At 27.7% G+C, this 22,437-nt stretch carries 17 protein-coding genes, 2 tRNA genes and 1 pseudogene; 11 read left to right on the forward strand and 9 right to left on the reverse strand.

Annotated elements, in window-relative coordinates:
• The first annotated feature begins 15 nt into the window (after positions 1–15).
• The 7 genes and pseudogenes from fabG to CCANL266_RS03780 all read left to right on the forward strand — a co-directional run bounded on the left by fabG (position 16) and on the right by CCANL266_RS03780 (position 7,942).
• Complete coding sequence (fabG, locus tag CCANL266_RS03755; protein WP_172231565.1) at positions 16–759, forward strand: 3-oxoacyl-ACP reductase FabG; 744 nt, start codon at positions 16–18, stop codon at positions 757–759.
• A gap of 65 nt (positions 760–824) precedes the next feature.
• A complete protein-coding gene (acpP, locus tag CCANL266_RS03760; protein WP_280525482.1) occupies positions 825–1,055 on the forward strand; it encodes an acyl carrier protein in 231 nt (76 codons plus the stop codon).
• Positions 1,056–1,072: 17 nt separating this feature from the next.
• Complete coding sequence (locus CCANL266_RS03765; RefSeq protein WP_172231571.1) at positions 1,073–2,302, forward strand: beta-ketoacyl-ACP synthase II; 1,230 nt, start codon at positions 1,073–1,075, stop codon at positions 2,300–2,302.
• A gap of 2 nt (positions 2,303–2,304) precedes the next feature.
• Positions 2,305–3,237 carry an acetyl-CoA carboxylase carboxyl transferase subunit alpha gene (accA, locus tag CCANL266_RS03770; RefSeq protein WP_172231574.1) on the forward strand — a complete coding sequence of 311 codons (933 nt, stop codon included), beginning with the start codon at positions 2,305–2,307 and terminating at the stop codon, positions 3,235–3,237.
• Positions 3,238–3,552: 315 nt separating this feature from the next.
• Positions 3,553–4,587: pseudogene (locus CCANL266_RS03775) on the forward strand (site-specific DNA-methyltransferase); the annotation flags it as partial.
• Positions 4,567–5,175: a hypothetical protein gene (locus CCANL266_RS09540; protein WP_224315958.1), complete on the forward strand. Its 609-nt coding sequence runs from the start codon at positions 4,567–4,569 to the stop codon at positions 5,173–5,175. The pseudogene CCANL266_RS03775 and the gene CCANL266_RS09540, both read left to right, overlap by 21 nt.
• 1 nt (position 5,176) lies before the next feature.
• Positions 5,177–7,942 (forward strand): type III restriction-modification system endonuclease, encoded by a 2,766-nt coding sequence (locus tag CCANL266_RS03780; protein ID WP_172231580.1) that lies wholly within the window; start codon positions 5,177–5,179, stop codon positions 7,940–7,942.
• Positions 7,943–7,998: 56 nt separating this feature from the next.
• Here CCANL266_RS03780 and CCANL266_RS03785 read toward each other — a convergent pair whose 3' ends face one another.
• From CCANL266_RS03785 to CCANL266_RS03795, 3 genes are all read right to left on the reverse strand, one after another.
• Positions 7,999–8,547 carry a restriction endonuclease gene (locus tag CCANL266_RS03785; protein ID WP_224315952.1) on the reverse strand — a complete coding sequence of 183 codons (549 nt, stop codon included), beginning with the start codon at positions 8,545–8,547 and terminating at the stop codon, positions 7,999–8,001.
• A 62-nt stretch (positions 8,548–8,609) separates the two neighbouring features.
• Positions 8,610–8,685, reverse strand: a tRNA-Met gene (locus CCANL266_RS03790).
• Between the two features lie 11 nt (positions 8,686–8,696).
• A tRNA-Gln gene (locus CCANL266_RS03795) sits at positions 8,697–8,771 on the reverse strand.
• Positions 8,772–8,953: 182 nt separating this feature from the next.
• Between CCANL266_RS03795 and CCANL266_RS03800 the strand changes: the two genes are divergently transcribed.
• Entirely contained in the window at positions 8,954–11,098 is a 2,145-nt protein-coding gene (locus CCANL266_RS03800; protein WP_172231583.1) for a molybdopterin-dependent oxidoreductase, read from the forward strand.
• Between the two features lie 62 nt (positions 11,099–11,160).
• Here the strand turns inward: CCANL266_RS03800 and CCANL266_RS03805 are convergent, their stop codons facing one another.
• Genes CCANL266_RS03805 through CCANL266_RS03815 form a run of 3 tightly spaced genes read right to left on the reverse strand, consistent with a single transcriptional unit; the run spans position 11,161 to position 13,833 of the window.
• The gene (locus tag CCANL266_RS03805) at positions 11,161–11,856 is read right to left on the reverse strand and encodes an ABC transporter ATP-binding protein (RefSeq protein ID WP_172231586.1); all 696 of its coding nucleotides are present in this window, start codon (positions 11,854–11,856) and stop codon (positions 11,161–11,163) included.
• Positions 11,850–12,821 carry a FecCD family ABC transporter permease gene (locus CCANL266_RS03810; RefSeq protein ID WP_172231589.1) on the reverse strand — a complete coding sequence of 324 codons (972 nt, stop codon included), beginning with the start codon at positions 12,819–12,821 and terminating at the stop codon, positions 11,850–11,852. The genes CCANL266_RS03805 and CCANL266_RS03810 overlap by 7 nt, the downstream gene beginning before the upstream one ends.
• Entirely contained in the window at positions 12,805–13,833 is a 1,029-nt protein-coding gene (locus tag CCANL266_RS03815) for an ABC transporter substrate-binding protein (protein WP_172231592.1), read from the reverse strand. The genes CCANL266_RS03810 and CCANL266_RS03815 overlap by 17 nt, the downstream gene beginning before the upstream one ends.
• Positions 13,834–14,117: 284 nt before the next feature.
• Between CCANL266_RS03815 and sdhA the strand changes: the two genes are divergently transcribed.
• The 3 genes from sdhA to sdhE are packed head-to-tail and all read left to right on the forward strand — an operon-like array spanning position 14,118 to position 17,784.
• Positions 14,118–15,962: an 8-methylmenaquinol:fumarate reductase flavoprotein subunit gene (gene sdhA / locus CCANL266_RS03820; protein ID WP_172231595.1), complete on the forward strand. Its 1,845-nt coding sequence runs from the start codon at positions 14,118–14,120 to the stop codon at positions 15,960–15,962.
• Positions 15,962–16,921, forward strand: coding sequence for an 8-methylmenaquinol:fumarate reductase iron-sulfur subunit (sdhB, locus tag CCANL266_RS03825; protein ID WP_172231598.1), 960 nt, complete (start codon positions 15,962–15,964; stop codon positions 16,919–16,921). The genes sdhA and sdhB overlap by 1 nt, the downstream gene beginning before the upstream one ends.
• A gap of 2 nt (positions 16,922–16,923) precedes the next feature.
• Complete coding sequence (gene sdhE, locus CCANL266_RS03830; protein ID WP_172231601.1) at positions 16,924–17,784, forward strand: 8-methylmenaquinol:fumarate reductase membrane anchor subunit; 861 nt, start codon at positions 16,924–16,926, stop codon at positions 17,782–17,784.
• Between the two features lies 1 nt (position 17,785).
• Here sdhE and CCANL266_RS03835 read toward each other — a convergent pair whose 3' ends face one another.
• From CCANL266_RS03835 to fliK, 3 genes are all read right to left on the reverse strand, one after another.
• On the reverse strand, positions 17,786–18,694 hold the full coding sequence (locus CCANL266_RS03835) for a LysR family transcriptional regulator (RefSeq protein WP_172231604.1): 909 nt from the start codon (positions 18,692–18,694) through the stop codon (positions 17,786–17,788).
• A 147-nt stretch (positions 18,695–18,841) separates the two neighbouring features.
• Positions 18,842–20,689: an RNA polymerase sigma factor RpoD gene (rpoD, locus tag CCANL266_RS03840; RefSeq protein ID WP_172231607.1), complete on the reverse strand. Its 1,848-nt coding sequence runs from the start codon at positions 20,687–20,689 to the stop codon at positions 18,842–18,844.
• Positions 20,690–20,752: 63 nt separating this feature from the next.
• Positions 20,753–22,390: a flagellar hook-length control protein FliK gene (fliK, locus tag CCANL266_RS03845; RefSeq protein ID WP_172231610.1), complete on the reverse strand. Its 1,638-nt coding sequence runs from the start codon at positions 22,388–22,390 to the stop codon at positions 20,753–20,755.
• Positions 22,391–22,437: the final 47 nt, after the last annotated feature.

Consider the following 22,437-nt stretch of genomic DNA (forward strand, 5'->3'; position numbering starts at 1 on the left):
ACAAGGAGTTTAAATATGAAATTTACAGGAAAAAATGTATTAATTACAGGTGCAAGTAAGGGAATTGGTGCTCAAATAGCTAGAACATTAGCGGAATTTGGTTTAAAGGTATGGATAAATTATCGTTCAAAGCCAGAATTAGCAGAAGCTTTAATGCAAGAAATAAATAATAACGGTGGTAAAGCAGCTATTATTTGTTTTGATGCTAGTGATGAAAATGCTTTTGCTCAAGCAATAAAGTCTATTGTAGATAGCGATGGAGAATTAAGCTATTTGGTAAATAATGCAGGCATAACTAAAGATAAACTTGTGTTGCGTATGAGTACTCAAGATTTTAATGATGTTATAAATGCAAATTTAAATTCAGCTTTTATTGGTTGCAAAGAAGCATTTAAAGTTATGAGTAAGCAAAGATTTGGAAGTGTTGTAAATATTAGTTCAATTATTGGTGAAATAGGCAATGCTGGTCAAGTAAATTATGCAGCAAGCAAGGGTGCAATTATTGCAATGAGCAAATCATTTGCAAAAGAAGCAGCAAGTAGAAATGTAAGATATAATTCAATTACACCAGGCTTTATTGCAAGCGATATGACAGATGTTTTAAGTGATGAAATAAAGCAAACTTATTATAAATCAATTCCACTAGCAAGATTTGGTGATGCAAAAGAAGTTGCAAATGCAGTTGCATTCTTATTAAGTGATTATTCTAGCTATATTACAGGAGAAGTTTTAAAAGTAAATGGTGGATTGTTTATGTAAATTATGTTGATTTATTAACAATTTTTTGTAAATATTACCATCTATTTTAATTTTTTAAGGAGTAAATTATGTATTTTGACAGCGTAAAAAAATTAATCGCTAAAGAACTTGGAGTTGAAGAAGAAAGCATTAAGCCAGAATCAAAAATTAGTGAAGATTTAGGTGCTGATTCTTTAGATGTTGTTGAGTTAATTTTAGGAATTGAAGAAGAATTTCAAATTAGCATTCCTGATGAAGATGCACAAAAAATTTCAACAGTACAAGATATTGTAGATTATATAAAAGAACACAAATAAGAATAAAAGGATAGATATTGAAAAGAGTAGTAGTAACTGGCATTGGAATGATAAATGCATTAGGGCTTGACAAGGAAAGTTCATTTAAGGCGATTTGTGATGGAGTTAGTGGTGTTGGTAAAATTACTCTTTTTGATACCAGTGATTTTAGTGTGCAAATTGCAGCAGAAGTTAAAAATTTTGACCCACTAAGTGTTTTAAGCGTAAAAGAAGTTAAAAAAACTGATAGATTTATTCAACTTGGTTTAGCAGCTGCTAAAGAAGCAATTAACGATGCAAAATTTAATGAACTTACAGAAGAAGAAAAAGAAAATTTTGGTATTGTTAGCGCAGCAGGTATAGGTGGATTGCCTAATATAGAAAAAAATTCAAATGTTTGTCTACAAAAGGGTGCTAGCAAAATATCACCTTTTTTTATACCATCAGCTTTGGTTAATATGTTAGGTGGTTTTACTTCAATTGAGTATGGCTTAAAGGGTCCTAATTTATCTTGTGTTACAGCTTGCGCAGCAGGAACTCACGCCTTAGGAGAAGCTTATAAAACTATAGTTTGCGAACAGGCTAATAGAATGCTTGTAATAGGTGCAGAGTCGGCTATTTGCCCAGTTGGAATAGGTGGTTTTGCCGCTATGAAGGCTTTATCAACTAAAAATGATAATCCAGAATTAGCATCTAGTCCTTTTGACGCTAGTAGAGATGGTTTTGTTATGGGAGAAGGTGCAGCAGCTTTAGTTTTAGAAGACTATGAAAGTGCTAAACAAAGAAACGCAACTATTTATGCAGAGTTAATCGGTTTTGGAGAAAGTGCTGATGCTCATCATATTACTTCTCCTAGCTTAGATGGACCATTAAGAGCTATGAAAAAAGCTTTAGATATGGCTAAAAAAACTAATCCTGATATTAAAATTGACTATATTAACGCACACGGAACATCAACTCCAGCAAATGATAAGAATGAAACAGCGGCAGTAAAAGAGCTATTTAAAGATAATATTCCTCTAATGAGTTCTACAAAAGGTCAAATCGGGCATTGCTTAGGTGCAGCTGGTGCTATTGAAGCTGTTATTTCAATTATGGCAATGAGAGATGGCATAATTCCACCTACTATTAATTTAAGAAATCAAGATGCAGATTGTGATTTAGATTATGTTGCTAATTCTGCAAGAAAGCAAGAGATTAACACGGTTATGAGTAATTCTTTTGGCTTTGGTGGAACTAACGGTAGTGTTATTTTTAAAAGGATTTAATTATGGCTGCATATTTAGATTTTGAAAAAAATATCAAGCAGCTTGATGAAGATATCGTAAATGCTAATATTAAAGGCGATACCGATGCTGTTAATATTTTAAAAAAGAATTTAGATAAGGAGCTAGTTAAAACATATAAAAATTTAAGTGATTTTCAAAAGTTGCAACTAGCAAGACATCCTGATAGACCTTATGCCTTAGATTATGTTAGACTTATTTTGCAAAATTCTTATGAATTACATGGAGATAGAGCTTTTAGAGACGACCCTGCTATAGTGTGTTTTGCAGGATATATTGCAGATAAAAAAGTAATGCTAATAGGTGAGCAAAAAGGTAGAGGTACAAAGTATAAGTTACATAGAAATTTTGGTATGCCACATCCTGAAGGTTATCGTAAGGTTTTAAGATTTGCTAAATTAGCAGAAAAATTTCAAATACCTGTTGTGTTTTTGGTTGATACCCCTGGTGCTTATCCTGGTATTGGTGCTGAAGAGCGTGGGCAAAGCGAAGCTATTGCTAAGAATTTATATGAATTAAGTAATTTAAAAACTATTACAATCTCAATTGTTATTGGAGAAGGTGGTAGTGGTGGTGCATTGGCTTTAGGTGTAGCAGATAAATTAGCTATGCTAAAAAATTCTGTTTTTTCTGTTATATCTCCTGAAGGTTGCGCAGCTATTTTATGGAATGACCCTAGTAAAAGCGAAGCGGCAACGAAGGCTATGAAGATTAGTGCTGATGATTTATTAGAACAAAGATTAATTGATGATATTATTGAAGAAGGTATTGCTCATAGAAATAAAGAAGTAGCAGCAAGCAATATTCAAAATTATATTCTTTCTAAAATTGATGAACTGTCAAAATATGATGTAAATGAATTAGTTGCATTAAGAATGCAAAAAATCTTAAAATTAGGCTCTTATGACGAAAAATAAATGCTATAAAACGCATTTATTTTTTATATTTGTTTATATTATTTTAAGCATCAAGGAGAGAAAATGAAGCTTTTGCACGAAGATTTTGCAAGTAAAATGGATATTTTAAAAGAACATTTTGCAGGATTTTTTGATAAAAATAATAATTTTGATTTAGAAAAATTTAAAAACGAAATCCTTTCTAACGGGGGGGGGGTTAAGGAAAATTATAGTTTAAATTTTGTAGGTAAAAAATACGCAAAAAGCCTAGAAAGTACAAAAATCTCAAGCTATCTTAAACAAAATGGCACATTTAACGAAAACTTAAAACAAAACATACTCATAAAAGGCGATAATTTAGAAGTCTTAAAACACCTACAAAATAGTTATTATAAAAAAATCAAAATGATTTATATTGACCCGCCTTACAATACTGCTCATGGAGATTTTATTTATAATGATACTAGAACTTATGATTTAGACAAACTTGTAAAAATGGGAATTAGCGAAGATGAGGCAAAAAGAGTGCTAGAATTTAGCACTAGAAATTCAAGCTCGCATTCAGCTTGGCTTAGCTTTATGTACCCAAGACTTTCTCTTGCTAGAAAGCTTTTAAAAGATGATGGGGTGATATTTATTTCCATTGATGATAACGAAGCAGCACAACTAAAACTGCTTTGTGATGAAATTTTTGGCGAAGAGAATTTTATTGAAACTTTTTTGTGGAATAAAACACAAACTCCACCTTCGGCTTCATATAAAACTAGAAAAACCCATGAATACATATTGTGTTATCAAAAAATTAAGAATAATTCTAAGTTCGTTTCAAGAATTACAAGTGGTGGTGATGCTCCATTATGGAATGAAACAAATAGTGAAAGAATTTTAACTTTTCCTGCTAATTATGTTGTTACAACCTTAAAAGATGGTTTATATAAAAAAGGTTTAAAAGATAATATTGAGTTACTAGATGATGTTTTGGTAAAAAATCAAAAGATATGTAATGAGTTTAGATTACGTGGGCACTTCAGATGGAAACAAGATAGTTTGAATGATGAAATTCGCAATAATGTCTATTTGATAATAAAAAGTGAAAAATTTTCTATTAGATATTGTAGGGATGGTGATAGAATTGTATTACCAACAAATGAAATTTCTAAAAAAGATAACGTTGGAACCAATGAAAATGCAAGTGAAGAATTGAAAACAATATTTTCTAATACTAAATTGTTTTCATTTAATAAACCTGTTAGTTTAATAAAATATTTAGTATCTTTGTGTTGTAATCTAAAACAAGACGACATTATTTTAGACTTTTTTGCAGGAAGTGGGACTACAGGGCATGCGGTTATGCAATTAAATGCCGAAGATGGCGGAAATAGAAAGTTTATTTTAGTGCAACTTGATGAAAAAATAGATGAAAAAAAGAGCAAAATAGCTTATGATTTTGTAAAAAACGAACTTAAATGTGAGCCAACAATCTATGAAATCACCAAAGAAAGACTGCTAAGAGCAGCAAAGAAAATTAGTCATGATTATGCTAATGCTAGTAATTTAGATTTTAGCGAATATGAAATAGTAGCCAAAGATGAAAAAGAGCTAGAAAAACTTGAAAAATTAGAGCTAAGCTTAAGCGATAATCTTTTTAGCGATTTTGATATAAATAAAATCAACGAAATCCTAACTAGCTACAAACTAGCCGATGGTATAGCCTTAGATGCAGCATTTAAAATCATAGCATTTAACGAATACAAAGCTTATTATTTAAATAAAAATCTTTATTTAGTTTATCCAAATTTTAATGCTGAATGCACAAAGCTTTTAATGCAAAATTTACAAAATAAAGACTTAATTTGTGAGCGTGTAATCTTATATAACGCTAGTTTTACAAGCAGTGAGCATAAAACATTAAAAGATGCCCTAAATCAAATAGGAATTAAATTGCAAGTGAGATTTTAAGATGAGTAATTTTAATTTTACAAATGATTTAATACATCAAAATAAAGCAGTTGAAAGTGTTTTAGAGCTTTTTAGCACAAATGATTTAAAAGCAAATGTAAAAAGGGTGCAAGAAAATAATAATATCAAAAATCAAAATTTTAAAGATGATAATATTTATGATATTTGTATGCAAACAGGCACAGGTAAAACCTACACATACACAAAAACTATGTTTATGCTAAATAATGCTTATAATTATGATAGTTTTATCGTACTCGTGCCAACCTTAGCGATAAAATCAGGTACTAAAAACTTTTTTGAGCTTTCACGCCAACATTTTATTGATGAGTTTGGCAAAAGCCTAAGTTTTTATGAAGTTAAAAGCGAAAAATCAAATAAAAAAGGACAAATGCCACAAAGCATAAAAGATTTTTGCAAACACGATGATAAAAATTCTATAAGAGTGCTTTTAATTAATGCTGGTATGCTTAATTCTGATACTTTTAAAAATGATTATGAAAGCAATCTTTTTGATGAGTTTTTTAATATTTTTGATGCCTTAGCACATACAAAAAGTGTTTTAATCATAGATGAGCCGCATAAATTTGCTAAAGAAAATAGCACTTGGCAAAATATTTTAAAGCTTAAAGCAAGATTTATTTTAAGATACGGAGCTACTTTTAAAGAGTACTCAAACTTGCTTTATAATCTTACCCCACTTCAAGCTTTTAATGATAATTTAGTAAAGGGTGTAAGAGCCTTTGTACAGGATTTTAAAATAGGGCAAAAAGCTTATATAAAATTAAAAGATTTAAATAAAAATGAGCCTATTTTTTGTGATGATAAAAACAATCAATTTAGTTTAAAAAAGGGGCAGAATTTTTCTTGTTTTTATGATTTTTTGAATGAGCTTTTTGTAGAAGATTTTAACACAAAAAGAGTGCTTTTATCAAACGGAGTTGAGCTTAGTAAAAATGATAAATTTAATCCTTTTAGCTTTAATGATGATTTGGCTAAGCAAATGATTAATGCTTGTTTAAATGAACATTTTAAACTTGAAAAAGACTTTTTAAGCAAAAAGGTAAAAATAAAACCCTTAAGCTTGTTTTTCATAGATGATATTAGCTCTTATCGTGGAGAAAATGCAAGGCTAAAAGAGTATTTTGAAAAGGCTTTAAAGGCTAAAATAGAAGAAGAGTTAAAACATTGTGATGAAGGCTTTTATAAAGAATATTTAAAAAAATCTTTAGAAGATATTAGTCTTACACACGGGGGATATTTTTCTAAAGATAATAGTGATAAAGATGAAAAAATCGAGCAAGAAATCAATGAAATTTTACACGATAAAATAAAACTTTTAAGTTTGGATAATATAAGGAGATTTATTTTTTGTAAATGGACACTTAAAGAAGGTTGGGATAATCCAAATGTTTTTAATATTTGCAAATTAAGAAATAGTGCAAGTGAAATTAGCAAACTTCAAGAAGTTGGCCGTGGGCTTAGACTGCCTGTTGATGAGCATAAAAATAGGCTAAATGATGATGGGTTTTATTTAAATTATTTTGTTGATGCTAGTGAGAGTGATTTTATAAAAAAATTAATAAGCGAAATTGAAATTCAAGAAAATGAAAACGAACTGAAGCTAGGAGATATTTTAGATGAAAAATTTTATAAGCTAATTTTAAGCGAATATAATTTAAATGAAGATATTATTTATGATGAACTTTTCAAATGCGAAGCGATAAATAAAAGAAGTGTAATTATAAATATAGAAAAACTACAAGAAAAATATCCCTTAGCTTTTAATAAAAATCATCTTAAAAAAGACAAGGTAAAAAATGCTAAAGATAAGGAAAAAAAGGTAAAAATAAAAAAGCACTTATATAAAGATATTAAAATTTTATGGGAAGAGATTAATAAAAAAGTATTTTTAAAATACAGTGCAAATGAAGATGTATTTTTAGCAAATTTTAAAAATTTTTTAAAAGAATATCAAGAGAATTTGCAAGAAAATAAAAGCTATTTAACAAGCACGAGCATAAGCGTAAAAGAAGGAAAAATACAAGCAAAAACTAGTGTAGAAAATAATTATTGCACTATTAAAATGCTAAATTATAAAGAGTTTTTATTAAATCTTAGCGCTAAACTTGGACTTAATGCAAATACCTTGCATAAAGCATTTTATGAGCTTTTAAAAGAAGAAAGTTTTAATGTAAATGAGTATTTAAACGAGCTTAGCTTAAATCAGCTTTGCAAGGAGTTTAATTTATATCTTTTAAATAATTCAAACAAGATTTTTACAATATCTTATGAAGAGTTTTCAAGCACCATCCACCCAACAAAAATAACGGATAATAAAGGTAGTATTTTAGATGAAATAAAGGCTAGTGATGTAGGCGTTTTAAGCGATAAAGAAGCTAGCAATGAAAGCTTTTTATATGAAGAAATTTTTTACGATAGTAATATTGAAAGTGAAAATATTAAGGCAAATATTAAAGAAGTTTGCGTTTATATGAAAATACCTAAAAACTCGCTTAAAATCCCTGTTGCTGGTGGTTTTACATATTCGCCTGATTTTGCATATGTGCTAAAAGATAATCTTGGTAAGGTGCATTATTTTGTGCTTGAGAGTAAGGGTGTTGATAGTAAATTAAATTTAAGAAATGATGAAAATGAAAAGATTAATCACGCAGCAAGTCTTTTTAAAGGGCTTAAAATTAGCTTTATTAAACAATTAAAAAATAATGAAATTAAAAAAATAGTTCAACAAGTGCTAGATGCTTAGATATCTAGCATTAATATTTTTGTGTAAAAACAACGCAATTAAAATAAATATAATTTTTATACTAATATTAAGTAAGTAATTATATTTTGATTTTCATTTAGAAATTTTTCAACCCCGTAATCTTTTTGCTCGCAACTTGTAACAAAAATTTTTTTTATAATTTTATTTTTTAATTTATTTTCATTATTTTTTATATAAAGTTCGCAATCTCCTATAAATTTTCTTAACAATTCTTGTTTTGGTGGATTTTTATAGCATTTGCATTGTACTAGACTTACTTCATTGTTTTTATAAGCTATTAAATCAATACCGCCATCTTTTTTTCCTAGTAAATAACCGTTTGGATATACTTTATAATCCATACTTTCAAAGTGCTTTTTAATTTTTAATTCGTAATCTTGACCTTTTTTAAAAGAATTTTCTTTATTTTTTAAATAGTTTTTATAATTATCTTTTTGTTTTTTTATTTTATATTTTAAAATATTATTTTCTGTATTGAGCTTTTCAATTGTTTTGTTTAATTTTATAATTTGTGCGTTATTTTTTTTATATTTTGATTGCATAATAAGAATAATTATTAATAAAATAATAGTTATTATAAACAAGATCTTTTTCCTTTAAATATTTTAAAAAGATTTTACTTGATTTTGCTAAATTATAGAATATTTGGTTGCGAAAGGTGGATTTGAACCACCGACCTTCGGGTTATGAGCCCGACGAGCTAACCACTGCTCTATTTCGCGATAGAAAAAAGTGGATGGGGTAAAGGGATTCGAACCCCTGAATGACAGGACCAAAACCTGTTGCCTTACCGCTTGGCGATACCCCAACAAAAATAAAGAAAGCATTATATATTTTTTTTAAATACTTGTCAAGAGATTTTTTTATTTTTTTTTGAAAAATTATGTATTTTGTATATTTTTGCAACAAAAATTAAAAAAATTATTGATTTTTGTATAAAATTAATGTACTTAGCTATTATGGAAAAAATATAAAAAAAGGTAAAGCATTATGAAAAAGTTAATTGCTAGTAGAATAGGAGCTTTTTATTATGATGATGGCAAAGTAAGTCCATTTGAATTTGATGAAAAAGCAAGCCATATGATAAATTCATATCCTAGTAGGATAAATAGTGCTAGTAGAATTAAATATCCTATGATTAGAAAATCTTTTTTAGCCAATAAAGATAAAAGCTTAAGAGGAAAGGATGAATTTATAAGAGTTTCTTGGCAAGAAGCAATAAATATAATTCATGAAGAAATAATTAAAGCAAAAGGACATATTTATGCAGAAAGCTACGAGTGGGGAGGAATAGGGCAAGTTAGCTGGGGTAGAATGTGTGTGCAAAGATTAATGAGAGTTTTAGGTGGAGCTATTTTTGAGGAAAATGATTATTCAACAGGTGCAGCTTTAGCTATGATGCCTTATGTGTTTTCTTCAAAAGTTGTTTATGAAAGACCAACTGATTTAAAAGCAATTTGCAATAATGCTGAACTTGTTTTATTTATTGGGGCTAATCCTTTAGTAACTAATTTAATATCTCACGATGTACCACTACATGAGCATTATAAATATTATGAAATCTTAAAAAATAAAAATAATATTTTTATTGATGTATATGCAAACGAAAGTTCAAAATTTTTAAATGCAAAAAATATTATCATTAATCCAAATACTGATAGTGCTTTACTTATATCAATTTGTACTTTTTTATATGAAAACAATTTGTACAATAAAGAATTTATAAAAAAATATTGCACTGGTTTTGATGAATTTAAGGATTATTTTTTAGGAAATAATGATGGGGTAAAAAAAGATTTTGCTTGGGCTAGTGAAATTTGCAAAATAGAGCAATCTGTTATAAAAAATCTTGCTTTACAATTGGCAAATAAAAAATCAATTTTAATTTTAGGTAGATCAATCCAAAGGCAAGCAAATGGAGAATTTAACTATCTAGCAGCAATAAGTTTAGCTGCGATGCTAGGACATATTGGTAAAGATGGGCTTGGTATTGAGTTTAATTTAATAAGTGGTTGTAAGGGTGAAAGCGTAAAAAATGTTAAGAAAATTAAGGATTTAAATTCTATCTTTCCAAAAATCACTTCTAATGATATTTTTATTCCTACTTCAAGATTACAAGAAGCTTTGTTAAATCCCAATAAAGCTATTAAATATAAAGAAGAAGAAATAATCTTACCTGATATTAAACTTTTAATAAATGCAAGTTCATCTTTTTTTACACATCAGCCAAATACAAATAAAAGTATTAAAGCTTATACTAAAGCAGACTGCATAATATGCTTAGAGCCTTTTTTTACTTATGATGCTAAAATGAGTGATATTATTTTGCCTGTTGCTCTTGAAGGAGAAAGAGAAGATATTGCAATATCATCAAATAAAGAAATAATTTTTGCTCTAAAAAAGATAAAAGATGATTTTTATGAAGCAAAAAGTGATTTTCAAATATGTAAGATGATAGCAAAAAGTTTTAATAAATCTTATGAGTTTTGTAAAGACTTAGATGAGCTTGATATTGTAGAATTAATTTATGATGATTTAAAAAATGAATACAAAAAAGATAACATTTATTTGCCTAATTTTAATGAATTTTATGAAAAATCTTTTGTAAAAATTCCATCTTTAAAAGAGCAAGAAAGTTATACAAGATTTAAAGATTTAAAAAATATAAATCTTGCAAACGAAAAAATAAGTAAAATGGGTTTAAATGCTTATGCGCATTATAAAAAAGCAGATGAATTTTGCAATAACTATCCTTATTTTTTAGTAAGTCCGCACTCAAAATATAGATTACATTCTCAGCTTGATAATAGTGATATTGCTTTTAAGATTAACAATAAAGAGCCTGTGTATTTAAATTCTAAATTAGCTAAAAAACATAAGATAAAAAATAACGATATTGTTAAAATATTTAATCATCGTGGAGCAGTTTTATGCGGAGTTGTTATTGATGAAAGCGTAAAGGATAATGTTTTAATTCTTCATCAAGGTGCTTGGTTTATGCCAGATGAAAATGGAATTTGTCAAAACGGGAATGCTAATGTATTAACATCATCTAAAATAAGCTCTATTATTTCTTGTTCAAATATAGCACATACTTGCAAGGTTGATTTATCTTTATTTAAAAGTGCTGAATAAATAAACTAAGAATATAAAATGTTATATTCTTAGTATTTTAATTTTGTTATTTATAATATTAGTTAAATTAATTTACTAACATCACATTCATAAATATAATTTAAAATATTGTTATCTATTTTATTTAATTTTTCTATTTGTGAATTTTTTAATAAATATATATCGCAATTAAGATATAAAGCGTGTTTAATATTATGTGTGCTAAAAAAAATTATTTTATTTAAAGAAGTAAAAAAGTCTAATAAAAATTTAGTATTTGCAAGATCTAAAGCAGCAAAAGGCTCATCTAAGATTAAAATTTTACTATCATTGCAAAGTAGGGCAATTATACTTATTAGTTGTTGTTGTCCGCCGCTAAGTTCATTAAAATAAGAATTTCTTAGGTGAAAGAGTTTAAATTTTTTTAAAATATTGTTAATTTTTATAATATCTTCTTGTTTTGCTTTTGCAAAATAATTATTTAAATTACAAGAGAACAAACAAAATTCAAAAACCGTTAATTTTATTGATAATTCAATATTTTGCGGCAAATATGAAAGCTCTTTTGCAAGTTCTTTAATGCTCATTTTTTGAATATCATTATTATTTATATATATTTGTGCATTATTTTTAATATTATTTGTAATACAATTAAATAATGTGCTTTTTCCAGCACCATTTAAGGCTATCAAGGCTGAGTTTTTTGTGATTTCTAAATTAATATTATTTAAGATTTGTTTATTTTTATAAGAAAAATTAAGGTTTTTTATCTTTAACATTTTTTCTCTTTTATTAATATAAAAATTAAAATAACTACACCAATTATAGATGTAAAAACACCAATTGGTAATTCAACATCACTTATTGCTCTTGCAAAATCATCAATTATTATTAAATAAATTCCACCGTATATAAAACTATAAAATAATAATTTTGAGTAATTATAAACACCAAAAAATCTTACAAAATGTGCAATTATAACCCCAACAAAGGCTATAATTCCACACAAACAAACAGCACAAGCACTAAGTAAAGTGCATAAAAAAATAACTAAAATTCTTAATTTTTTATTATCGCTTGCAAAGCTTTTTGCAAAATTATCATTTACGCAAAGAATATTTATCTTAAATCTTAAAAGAAATAAAAAAACTAGCGAAAAAATATATAAAGGTAAAATTAATATTATATCTTCAAATCTTACAGCGCTAAATGAGCCAAGTAGCCAAAATACAATTTGTGGTAATTTTAAAAAAGGGTCAGCTATAAATTTAATCAAAGCAATTAAAGATTGAAAAAATGCAGCAATTAAAATCCCTGCTAGGATTATTGAATTTTTATCCTTTACAAAAATACAAAACAGTAGTGATATTAAAGCGCTTAACACTGCAAATATTTGAGTAAAAATACTTGGAAGTGATAATAATATAGCAACGCTAGCACCAAAACAAGCCGCACTATTTAAACCTAAGGTGTATGATGAAGCCATATTATTAGCAAAAATTCCTTGAAAAATTGCACCACAAAGACTTAATGCGCCTCCTACTAAAAAGGCAGCTATTATTCTTATTAGTCTTAATTTTATAAAAATCATAAAAGCTAAATAATCATTTTCATTTAGTATATTTTTATTAAAAATTGCATAAATAAATTTTAAATTTTGTGTTATGTTTATATCGTAGTTACCTATGCTAAGTGATATTAGAGCAACAAATAATAATAAAATAACACTAATTAATTTCATCATTAAAATCTAGCCCGTAAAAATGTTTATAAAAATATTCTATTCTCTTTTTTAATAAATCTTTACTAATTAAATCAGGATAAAATTTATATGCTAAATAAAGTTCTCCAAGTGCTATTGAATCTGTATTAGGATTTCCCCATTGTTTTGTATAATAAGGTAATAATAGCACTTTGTTATTTTTTACCGCATTTAACACCTTGTATTGTTCATCATTTGTTATTTTTATATATTCATTTTTATATCTATCTGAAACCAAAATTACATCTGGGTTTATTTTTGCTAAAAGTTCAAAACTATAAGTTTTATATCCTTGAAAATATTTTGCTGCTGTATTTATCGCTTTTGCATTTTCTAAAGCAACACCCACATATTTATCATTTCCATAAGTTTTATTATTTTCATTAGCAACAAAAACTCTTAGTTTTGTTTTAACATTTTTTAATTTTTCATTTAAAATTCTTCTTGATTCTTTGCAAAAATCAATTAATTCTTTAGCAACATCTTCTTTAGCTACTAAATTAGCTAAGATATTAATAGCATCATATAAACCATTCGTATAAGCTAAATTTGCGTTTTTTAATACAGGTTCTTGTGGATTTTCTTGTTTGCCTTCTAATCTAAGTGAGATAACAGCGGTTTTAATACCTAGTTCTTCTAAAAGTTGCAGCTGCTTTAAATTAGCTTGTGAGGCTGCTATTACGATATCTGGTTTTAGTTTTATAATCTCTTCTAAATTGTAATTTTGTAAATCACCAGGCTTAGGAAGTTTATCAATATTAGGATACATCATTTTAATATAATCTCCTAAATCTGATAAAATATTTTTTTCAGTAGCAATAACCTTATCTTGAGACTTTAATTGAGCTAAAATATCTAAGCTATGATGCTGCATAACAACTATTTTTTTTACTGGCACTTCTATGCTAACTTCTCTACCAATTTGGTCAGTAAAAGTAAAATTTTTTGCTTGCAAGGAAGTAATTATTAAAAGTAAAAGTAATAATTCTTTCATTAAAAATCCTTTTTATATATTATTTTATATAATATAATACATTAATTATTATTAATATAATAATTTATTATAAAATAATTTATATAAAAAAATTCAAACAATACCAAATCCTTTATAATTAAAGATGAAAGCAGCAAAACAATATAATATTTTTCTTATAAATAAATATATAAAATAATATTTGACTTATACTGAAATTTAGAATAATATTTTAATATTAATTTTTTAATTTAAGAAATAATTAAGAAATTAATACTTTAAAATCTTAACTTAAAGGGGTTTTTATGAATAAAGAAAGTTTTAATAGGCGAGATTTTTTAAAATCTAGCACTATTGGAGTAGGTGTTCTTGCAGCTAGTTCAAGCCCTGTGTCTATTATGGCTAAAGAATTAAAAAAAGATTCTACAAAAAATTCACTTCCAGCAATTGATGTTTTAGTTATTGGTTCTGGCGGTGCTGGGCTTAGAGCAGCTGTTGCTGTTAGAAAAAAATATCCAAATTTAAGCGTTGTTGTAGTAAATAAAGGTATGCCATCACGCAATGCAACCTGTATGGCTGAAGGCGGAATTAACGGTGTTATAGACTTTGAAAACGGAGATTCAAATAAACTTCACGCTTACGATACTGTTAAAGGTAGCGATTTTTTAGGTGATCAGGATGCTATTATTAAATTTGCTAAAAAAGCTACAGAAGCAATACACGAGCTTGATTATGCTGGAATGCCTTTTAATAGACAAAAAGATAAAAGCGTAGCAAGGCGTTTTGCCGGTGGTGCAAAATACGAACGCTGCAATTATGCTGCTGATAAAACAGGTTCAATAATGATGCACACCTGTCTTGATGAGGCTATTACTTATGGAGTACAATTTTTGCTAGATCATTATTTGCTTGATATTGCAACTAATGAAGGCGAATGCGAAGGGGTTGTGCTTTTAAATATACAAAATGGAAAGGTCTTGCCTGTTTTAGCAAAATCAGTGATTTTAGCTACAGGTGGTTACACTCGTGTATTTTATAATCGTACTTCAACTCCGTTTAATGCAAGTGGAGATGGAATAGCAGCCGCACTTAGAGCAGGACTTGCTTTTAAAGACCCTGAAATGTTGCAGTTTCACCCAACAGGGGTTAGAAATGGTGGCGCATTAATTACCGAAGCAGCAAGAGGGCTTGGTGGAAAATTAATCAACAACAAAGGCGAACGCTTTATGAGTAAATATTCAACTCGCTTAGAACTTGCTCCAAGGGATATAGTTTCACGCTCAATAGAAACTGAAATTCGTCTTGGAAATGGTTTTAGCAAAGGAATGGATGCTTATGTGCTTTTAGATGTTACACACTTAGGCGAAGAAAAAATTATGAATGAATTGCCGCAAATTCGCCATGTTGGATTGTTGTTTGAAGGTATGGATTTAGTTAAAGAGCCAATTAAAATCCGCCCAACGGCTCATTATTCTATGGGTGGAATTGAAATTGCAAAATTTGATGATATGAGTACTCATTTAGCTGGTCTTTACGCAGCTGGAGAGACTAGTTGTGCTTCTATTCACGGTGCAAATCGTTTAGGTGGAAATAGTTTAGCTGATGCTGCAGTTACTGGAAAACTTGCAGGCGAAGGCGCAGGAGAATATGCAAGTAAAAAGAAAAACTTTTCTTCTGGAAAACACGCAAAAGAACTTGCTAAACAATGGAGAGCAAAAATAAAAGATATTACAAACTCTTCTTCAAATACTAGCGAATTTTATGATTTAAGAGAAGAATTTGGGCAATACAACTGGGATAATATGGGTATTTTTAGAACAGGAGAGAAATTACAAAAACATATAAAAATACTAGATGATATTTGGGCTAAATATAATAATATAAAAATCGCAAATCCTAATATGTTTTACAATACTGCTTTAATTGAATACTTAGAATTTGGAAATCTCATACTTTTAGCAAGATGTGCTTGTTTGGCTGCGTTAAATAGAAAAGAAAGTCGTGGAGCGCATACTAGAGAAGATTATCCAAAAAGAGATGATGTGAATTTCTTAAAGCATAGCTTGGTTACTTTAAAAGATGATAAGTTGCATATTGCTTATAAAGATGTTGTTATTACTGAATTTGCAGTTGAAGAGAGGAAATACTAATGAAAATTATAATTGATAGATTTGATGGGGTAAAAAAATATATTCAAGCATATATTTTAGATATAAATGAAGTAAAAGGTAAAACACTTTTAGCCTTATTGCAGCACATAAAACGCACTCAAGATATTTCTTTAAATTTCACATCAGCCTGTCGTATGGCAATTTGCGGTGCTTGTGGTGTAAGAGTAAATGGGCATTCTTATCTTGCTTGTGATACAAAAATGGATGACTTACTTGCTGAATATGATTATCCTGATACATTTAGAATTTCTCCTTTAGCAAATTTTAAAGTGCTTTCTGATTTGGTTGTAGATTGGGAGCCAAGTATTGAAAATTTAAGAAAAGTAAAGCCAACTATTACAGCTAAAGATGAATTTTCTGAAAAAAACGGCTGCACTCAAACACAAGAAGAAGTTGATACTATTAAAAAACAATGGGATTGTATTTTATGCGGTTGTTGTGCAAGTGAATGTAATAAGCTTGAAGCTGATTCAAGCGATTATATGCAACCATTTGTATATACTCACGCATTTCGTGCTGCTTATGATTCACGCTCAAAAGATTCTTTAAAGCACTTAAAACCTGCTATTAATAATGGGCTTTGGAATTGTGTGCATTGTCAAGAATGTGCTGACCGTTGTCCTAAAGGAATTAGCGCTGCTGATGATATTTCAAATTTGCGTGTATTAGCTATGAAAAAAGGCTTAAAAAAAGGTACAGGACCAGCTCATGCTGAAGCCTTTTTATTAGACTTAGAAAATACAGGAAGGCTAAATGAGATTTATTTAGCATTACGCTCTGAAGGTGTTTTAGCAAATACTACTAAAATAGATATAGCTTACAATCTAATGAAGGCTGGAAAAATGAATCCATTACATATTTTTGGAGATGACAAAATTGAAGGTCATGAAGATTTAATTAAAATGATTAAAGCAGCAAGAGCTGCAAACAAGGAGTGATTATGCAAGAAAAAAATTTTGCTTTTTTCCCTGGCTGTGTTTTAAGCCAAGCAGCTAAAGAATCAAAAATGTCGCTAGAAGCAATTGCACCTATTTTAGGTTTAAAACTGCATGAAATTAAGGGCTGGAGCTGCTGTGGGGCTTCTCAAGCTCAAGATGTTGACCCTATTGCAACATTAGTAGCAAATGCAAGAAATATAGCACTTAGCGAAGCTATGAATATGCCTATGCTAACAACCTGTAGTACCTGTATGCTAACTCTTACTCGTGCAAAAGATTCCTTAGACAAAGGTGCTAAAAATCGTATAAATGAATTTTTAGCAAAAGGAAATATGAAATATCAAGGAAGTAATGAAATTACAAGTCTTTTATGGGTGCTTTATGAAAATTTAGATACTTTAAAATCAAAAGTTATTAAACCGCTTTCAAATTTAAATGTGGCTTTATTTTATGGTTGCCATAGCATTCGCCCTGAAAAAGCATACAATAAAAAAGAAAGCTCAACAAATCCAAAAAGCTTTGAAGCAGTAGTTAGTGCATTAGGTGCAAATATAGTACCTTTTGAAAAACGCCTTGATTGCTGTGGTTTTCACGCAAGCTATCCAGCTGAAAAATCGGTTAAAAAAATGTCATCGCAAATCGTAGGAAATGCTGATAAAAATGGGGCCGATTGTCTTGTAACACCTTGTCCACTTTGTCAAATGCAGCTTGATATTTATCAAGAACGCTACCAGGATGCTATGAAATCTAAAATTAGAAAGCCAATTATTCATCTTTCACAATTAGTTGGTTTAGCATTAGGTCTTGGAAATAAAGAATTAGGCTTAGATTTAAATATAATTGATGCTACAAAATTAATATAATTTAGGGGTTTAACTCCCCTAAATTCTTTGCCATTTTTATAAATTCTAATTCCAAACTAGAAAGCTTTTTATCTGCTTTATAAACAATAGCTATTGTTTTATTTAAGGTATTATTACCTATATCAAATAGTTTTATTTTATCTTTTTGGTCTTTTTTAATTAATTCGCTTATAGTAAAAGTTGCTCCAACCCCGCTTGCAACTAGAGAATTTGCAATATCAAAACTTTCTGTTTCACACAAAATATTAGGTGTAAATCCTAATTTATTAAATATAAAATCAAGCTCTATTCTGCTTCTTTGTGTATTTCTTGGTAGAATGAATTTTTCATTTTTTAATTCTGAAATTGAAATTTTAGGTAAATTTTGATTTTTATATTTTAAGGATAGTTCATGCAGTGATGGTAGGGCTAAAAAGATATTAGAGCTTTTAATAAGTTCATATTTTAAATTTTTAGTTTCAAGCGGCAAGATTAAAACTCCAAGATTTATTTCATCATCATAAATCATTTGTTTTATTTTTAATGTTGATGAAATTTGTAAAATTTTAATATCAGCATCGCCAAAACGCTTGCAAAATTGCGGTAAAAGAGTAGGTAACATATTATAAGCATTTTGTGAAAGTGCTATGCGAATTTGACCACTTTTTGCTCTATTTAAAGCTAAAATTTCGTTGTCTAATTCCGTTATCATATCATTAATTAAACTTGCTTTTTTTAAATACAACTTGCCACTTTCTGTTAAAGATATTGGATTTGTACTTCTATTAAAAAGTGTTGTTTTTAATTCTTTTTCTAAGGCAAAAATACTTTGTGATAATGACGGTTGAGGTATTTTAAGCTCGTTTGCCGCCTTTGTAAAACTTTGCAATTTTGCTATTTTTAAAAATAATTGCATATGTCTAAAATTCATTTTTAATCCTATTAACTTTTATAAAGTCTAACAAAAATTGATTTTTACTTAATAATTTTATAAATTCTAATAATGAAGAAATTAAGATTTTTTATTTTAAAATAATAAGAAAAATTATTAATTTAAGCCATTAAGGCTTAAATTATTTTAGTTACTAGCACCTTTTAATTGTTTGCCGTATTTTGGGAATTTTAATTTTTTAATAGCGGTGCTTTCAATTTGTCTTACTCTTTCTCTAGTGATTCCAAGTTCAGCTCCAATTTCTTCTAAGGTTCTATCGCTTTCATCTTCGGTTAAGCCAAAGCGTAGTTTGATTACCGTTCTTTCTCTTTCGTTTAATAAATCAAGCACTTGTTCAATTTGCTTTTTTAAATCTTCTTTTAAAATACTATCTAATGGACTAACGCTTAATCTATCTTCAACGCTATCACCAAACTTACCATCATCATCGCTACCAACAGGAGCATCAAGACTTACAGGCTCTTTTGCTATTTTCATAACCTGCTTAACCTTATCAACGCTCATTCCAATTTCTTGCGCTACTTCTTCTATGCTTGGCTCTTTGCCTGTTTCTTGTATTCTTCTTTTATTAAATTTATTTATTTTATTGATTGTATCAATCATATGAATTGGAATTCTAATTGTTCTTGCTTGATCAGCCACCGCACGGCTAATTGCTTGTCTAATCCACCAAGTTGCATAGGTTGAAAATTTATATCCACGCTTATATTCAAATTTATCAACTGCCTTCATAAGACCAATATTTCCCTCTTGAATTAAGTCTAAGAATGCTAAACCACGATTAGTGTAGCGTTTTGCAATACTTACAACTAATCTTAAATTTGACCTAGCCATTTTTCCTTTTGCCTCGTCGCTTATATTTTTTCCACGCTTAATTTGTTCTAAAATTTCTTTTAATTTTTCTTTATCCATATCAAAAGAATTTTCACTAGCTTCTTTAGTTTGGAATAATTTTTTAATTTCCATATAAGTACTAACCATAGTATTTTCTAATGCTAGTTCGGTTATTTCTTCTTTGCTTAGTTTTGTTATGTCTTTTAGAATTTTTTTATGTCTTTTTTTAAGCTCATCGCTAAACATTGGAAGTCTATATTCTAATCTTTTTAATTCTTTTTCAAAATCAGTATCGCTTTTTAAAACTGCTTCCATAGATTTTACAATCTCATTAATTAGCTTTGAAGTTGGACCTAAAGCCATTAATTTTTCTTTTAAAATATTCTTTTTAAAAGCAATATTTAATTTATTTGTAAGCTCATCTTTGCTTAATTCGGTTTTTGAAGATGATTTAAGCCATTCTTTTTTTGCCTTTTCAAGCTCTTTAAAACTTTCAATAACCTTTGTTGTTCTTTTATCTTCTTTTAAAGATTTGCTTGGTTTTTTAGTGTTTTCTTCTTCGTCTAAATCTAAATCCTCGTCTAAATCTTCATCTAAATCGCTTTCTTCTTCATCTTCTTCGTTGTCAAAATTTTTAAATAATTCTTTTACTCTTCTTTCTCTATTAATAAGAGCGTCTTTGTAGTCTAAAATAAAATCAATTAAGTAAGGTACAGAGCAAAAAGCATCAATTATAATATCTTCTCCTAGCTCTATTCTTTTGCTTATTTCTACTTCTTCATCTTTGTTTAATAAATCAATTTGTCCCATTTCTCTTAAATACATTCTTACAGGACTTTCACTTCTGCTTAATTCGCCTAAATCGTAGTCTTTCATTAAGTCATTGTTATCAGTTTCGCTTTCTCTAAGCTGTGCTCTTTCTTTTGCTCTTTGTTGTGCTTCTTTTATATTTTTCATTTTAGCAATTTCAGCCGAGCTAAGTAGATTTACATTATAATCTTTTACATAATTTTTTATATTTTTAACACAAGTTGCACTAGGAGCTTTTTTAAGATATTTAACAATCATTTCATAAGTTAAATAATCATCCTGATTGCTCTTAAATAATTCTTTTAAAACAGTATCTTCAGTATTCGCCATTTAAAAATCCTTGATTATAGAAGTAATCTATTATAATAGCTTATTTTACTTAATAAAGAATTTTTATAAATATCTATTTAATACTATTTCTATTGGTGCGTTGTTTTCTTCTTCGTCGTTAAAAGAATTTCTTTTAGTATTTTGATTGTGTTGCCTTTGTTGTTGTTCTTGTTCTTTTTTATCGCCAAAATTCATATTAATTCCTGTAAAACCCATATTTACCATACTATTTTTAAATTCTTGCTGGTTTTGAATGAATAAATTAAGAGTATTTTGATTTTGTGAATTTAAATTAATATGTAAATTATTGCCCCTTGCAATCATAGTTACATTAATTTCTCCAAGTTCTTTTGGGTTAAGATTAATATCTACTTTATGAATTGGTGCTTTAAATTTAGCTAATTCATCTTTAAAATCTTGAGCAAAGGTATTTATGGTGCTTTTAATTTGCTCTTTATCTAATTTTATATTATTTATAATTAAATTATCATTTTTTAAAATACTTGCTTTGCTCTCTATATTTTCTACTGTGCTTTCATCACTTTTGCTTTCTTGAGTATTTAAAAGAAAAGTTGTGTTTTTGTTTTCTTGAGTGTTTAAATTTTCTTCGTTTTCTTTTGTAATATTTTGCATTTTTATATTAATTTCATTTTTTTCATTATTTTGTTTTACTTGATTTTGAATATTTTGTGTATGAGTTTGTGTGTTTGCTGTTTGATTTTTTACTTCTTTATTTTCTTTAATATCTTTAATGTCTTTATTTTCTTTTATTTCTTTATTTTCTTCTTTATTAATGTTTTTATTTTCATTTATAAGTTCAAATAATTTTCCTTGCTTTAAATTTTGTGTATTTTGTTTATTTGCAATAATGTTTTCTTCTTGTGTTTTTTCATTTGGAATTTTACTTTTTTCTTGAATAATATTTTTAACCTGCTCATTAATATTATTTACATTTTTTGCAAAAAATGATTGTTGGGCTAAGATAGGGAATTTATTATTTAAAATATTTTCATTATATTCTTGATTTTTTATTATTTCATAACTTATATTTTTAATATTTAGTTTATTTTCTTTTGCAAGATTATATAATTCATTTAGGTTTTTGCAGTCTTTAAAATCACTTATTTTATTTTGTTTTATTATATCTTTAAAAGAGCTAAATTCCGTTAAAGATACATCCTTTGTATTTTGCTTTAAAAGGCTAATAAATTGCAAGGTTTCAGTAAAGCTAATATCAGATAATAAGGTATTTGTATTTTCTTTAAACAATTCTTCTTTAATATCTTCAAGTAATTCTTCTTTGCCTATTTTTAATCTATCTGGCAATTTTTCATTTAATTCTTTTGCGTTATCTACTATTTTTTGAATTTTATTTGCTTTTACATCTTTATTTGATAATAATTGAGAAAGAATATTTGAGTTTTCTTGTTTTTTTTGAGAATTCAAAATTAAATTACTATTGGTAATTAGAGTATTTAGTTTTATATCGTTTATAGTTTTTTCATTTTTAGCTATTTTTGTATTATTTAAAGTATTTGTTGTAATTAAGCTTAAAGGAGTGCTTGTTTTTATATTTTTACTATTTGCTAAAATTGAGCTTAATTCTTTGCTAAAAGAACTATCCTTGCCTAGTTTAAATAAAAAATTCATCTTATTTTTTGCTTGAACAACAGCTTTTTTATCTAAAATTACTTCTTGCATAAATACACCTTAAATTAAATATTAATATAAATATATAGCAATTTTTA

It is taken from the genome of Campylobacter canadensis (genome assembly GCF_013177655.1).
GTDB lineage: Bacteria > Campylobacterota > Campylobacteria > Campylobacterales > Campylobacteraceae > Campylobacter_E > Campylobacter_E canadensis.

Excerpts from the sequence above, each read along its gene's own strand:
- fabG (WP_172231565.1), top strand. The coding sequence starts at position 16 with ATGAAATTTACAGGAAAAAATGTATTAATTACAGGTGCAAGTAAGGGA.
- accA (WP_172231574.1), top strand. The coding sequence starts at position 2,305 with ATGGCTGCATATTTAGATTTTGAAAAAAATATCAAGCAGCTTGATGAA.
- CCANL266_RS09540 (WP_224315958.1), top strand. The coding sequence starts at position 4,567 with ATGCAATTAAATGCCGAAGATGGCGGAAATAGAAAGTTTATTTTAGTG.
- CCANL266_RS03780 (WP_172231580.1), top strand. The coding sequence starts at position 5,177 with ATGAGTAATTTTAATTTTACAAATGATTTAATACATCAAAATAAAGCA.
- CCANL266_RS03800 (WP_172231583.1), top strand. The coding sequence starts at position 8,954 with ATGAAAAAGTTAATTGCTAGTAGAATAGGAGCTTTTTATTATGATGAT.
- CCANL266_RS03805 (WP_172231586.1), bottom strand. The coding sequence starts at position 11,856 with ATGTTAAAGATAAAAAACCTTAATTTTTCTTATAAAAATAAACAAATC.
- CCANL266_RS03810 (WP_172231589.1), bottom strand. The coding sequence starts at position 12,821 with ATGATGAAATTAATTAGTGTTATTTTATTATTATTTGTTGCTCTAATA.
- CCANL266_RS03815 (WP_172231592.1), bottom strand. The coding sequence starts at position 13,833 with ATGAAAGAATTATTACTTTTACTTTTAATAATTACTTCCTTGCAAGCA.
- sdhA (WP_172231595.1), top strand. The coding sequence starts at position 14,118 with ATGAATAAAGAAAGTTTTAATAGGCGAGATTTTTTAAAATCTAGCACT.
- sdhB (WP_172231598.1), top strand. The coding sequence starts at position 15,962 with ATGAAAATTATAATTGATAGATTTGATGGGGTAAAAAAATATATTCAA.
- sdhE (WP_172231601.1), top strand. The coding sequence starts at position 16,924 with ATGCAAGAAAAAAATTTTGCTTTTTTCCCTGGCTGTGTTTTAAGCCAA.
- CCANL266_RS03835 (WP_172231604.1), bottom strand. The coding sequence starts at position 18,694 with ATGAATTTTAGACATATGCAATTATTTTTAAAAATAGCAAAATTGCAA.
- rpoD (WP_172231607.1), bottom strand. The coding sequence starts at position 20,689 with ATGGCGAATACTGAAGATACTGTTTTAAAAGAATTATTTAAGAGCAAT.
- fliK (WP_172231610.1), bottom strand. The coding sequence starts at position 22,390 with ATGCAAGAAGTAATTTTAGATAAAAAAGCTGTTGTTCAAGCAAAAAAT.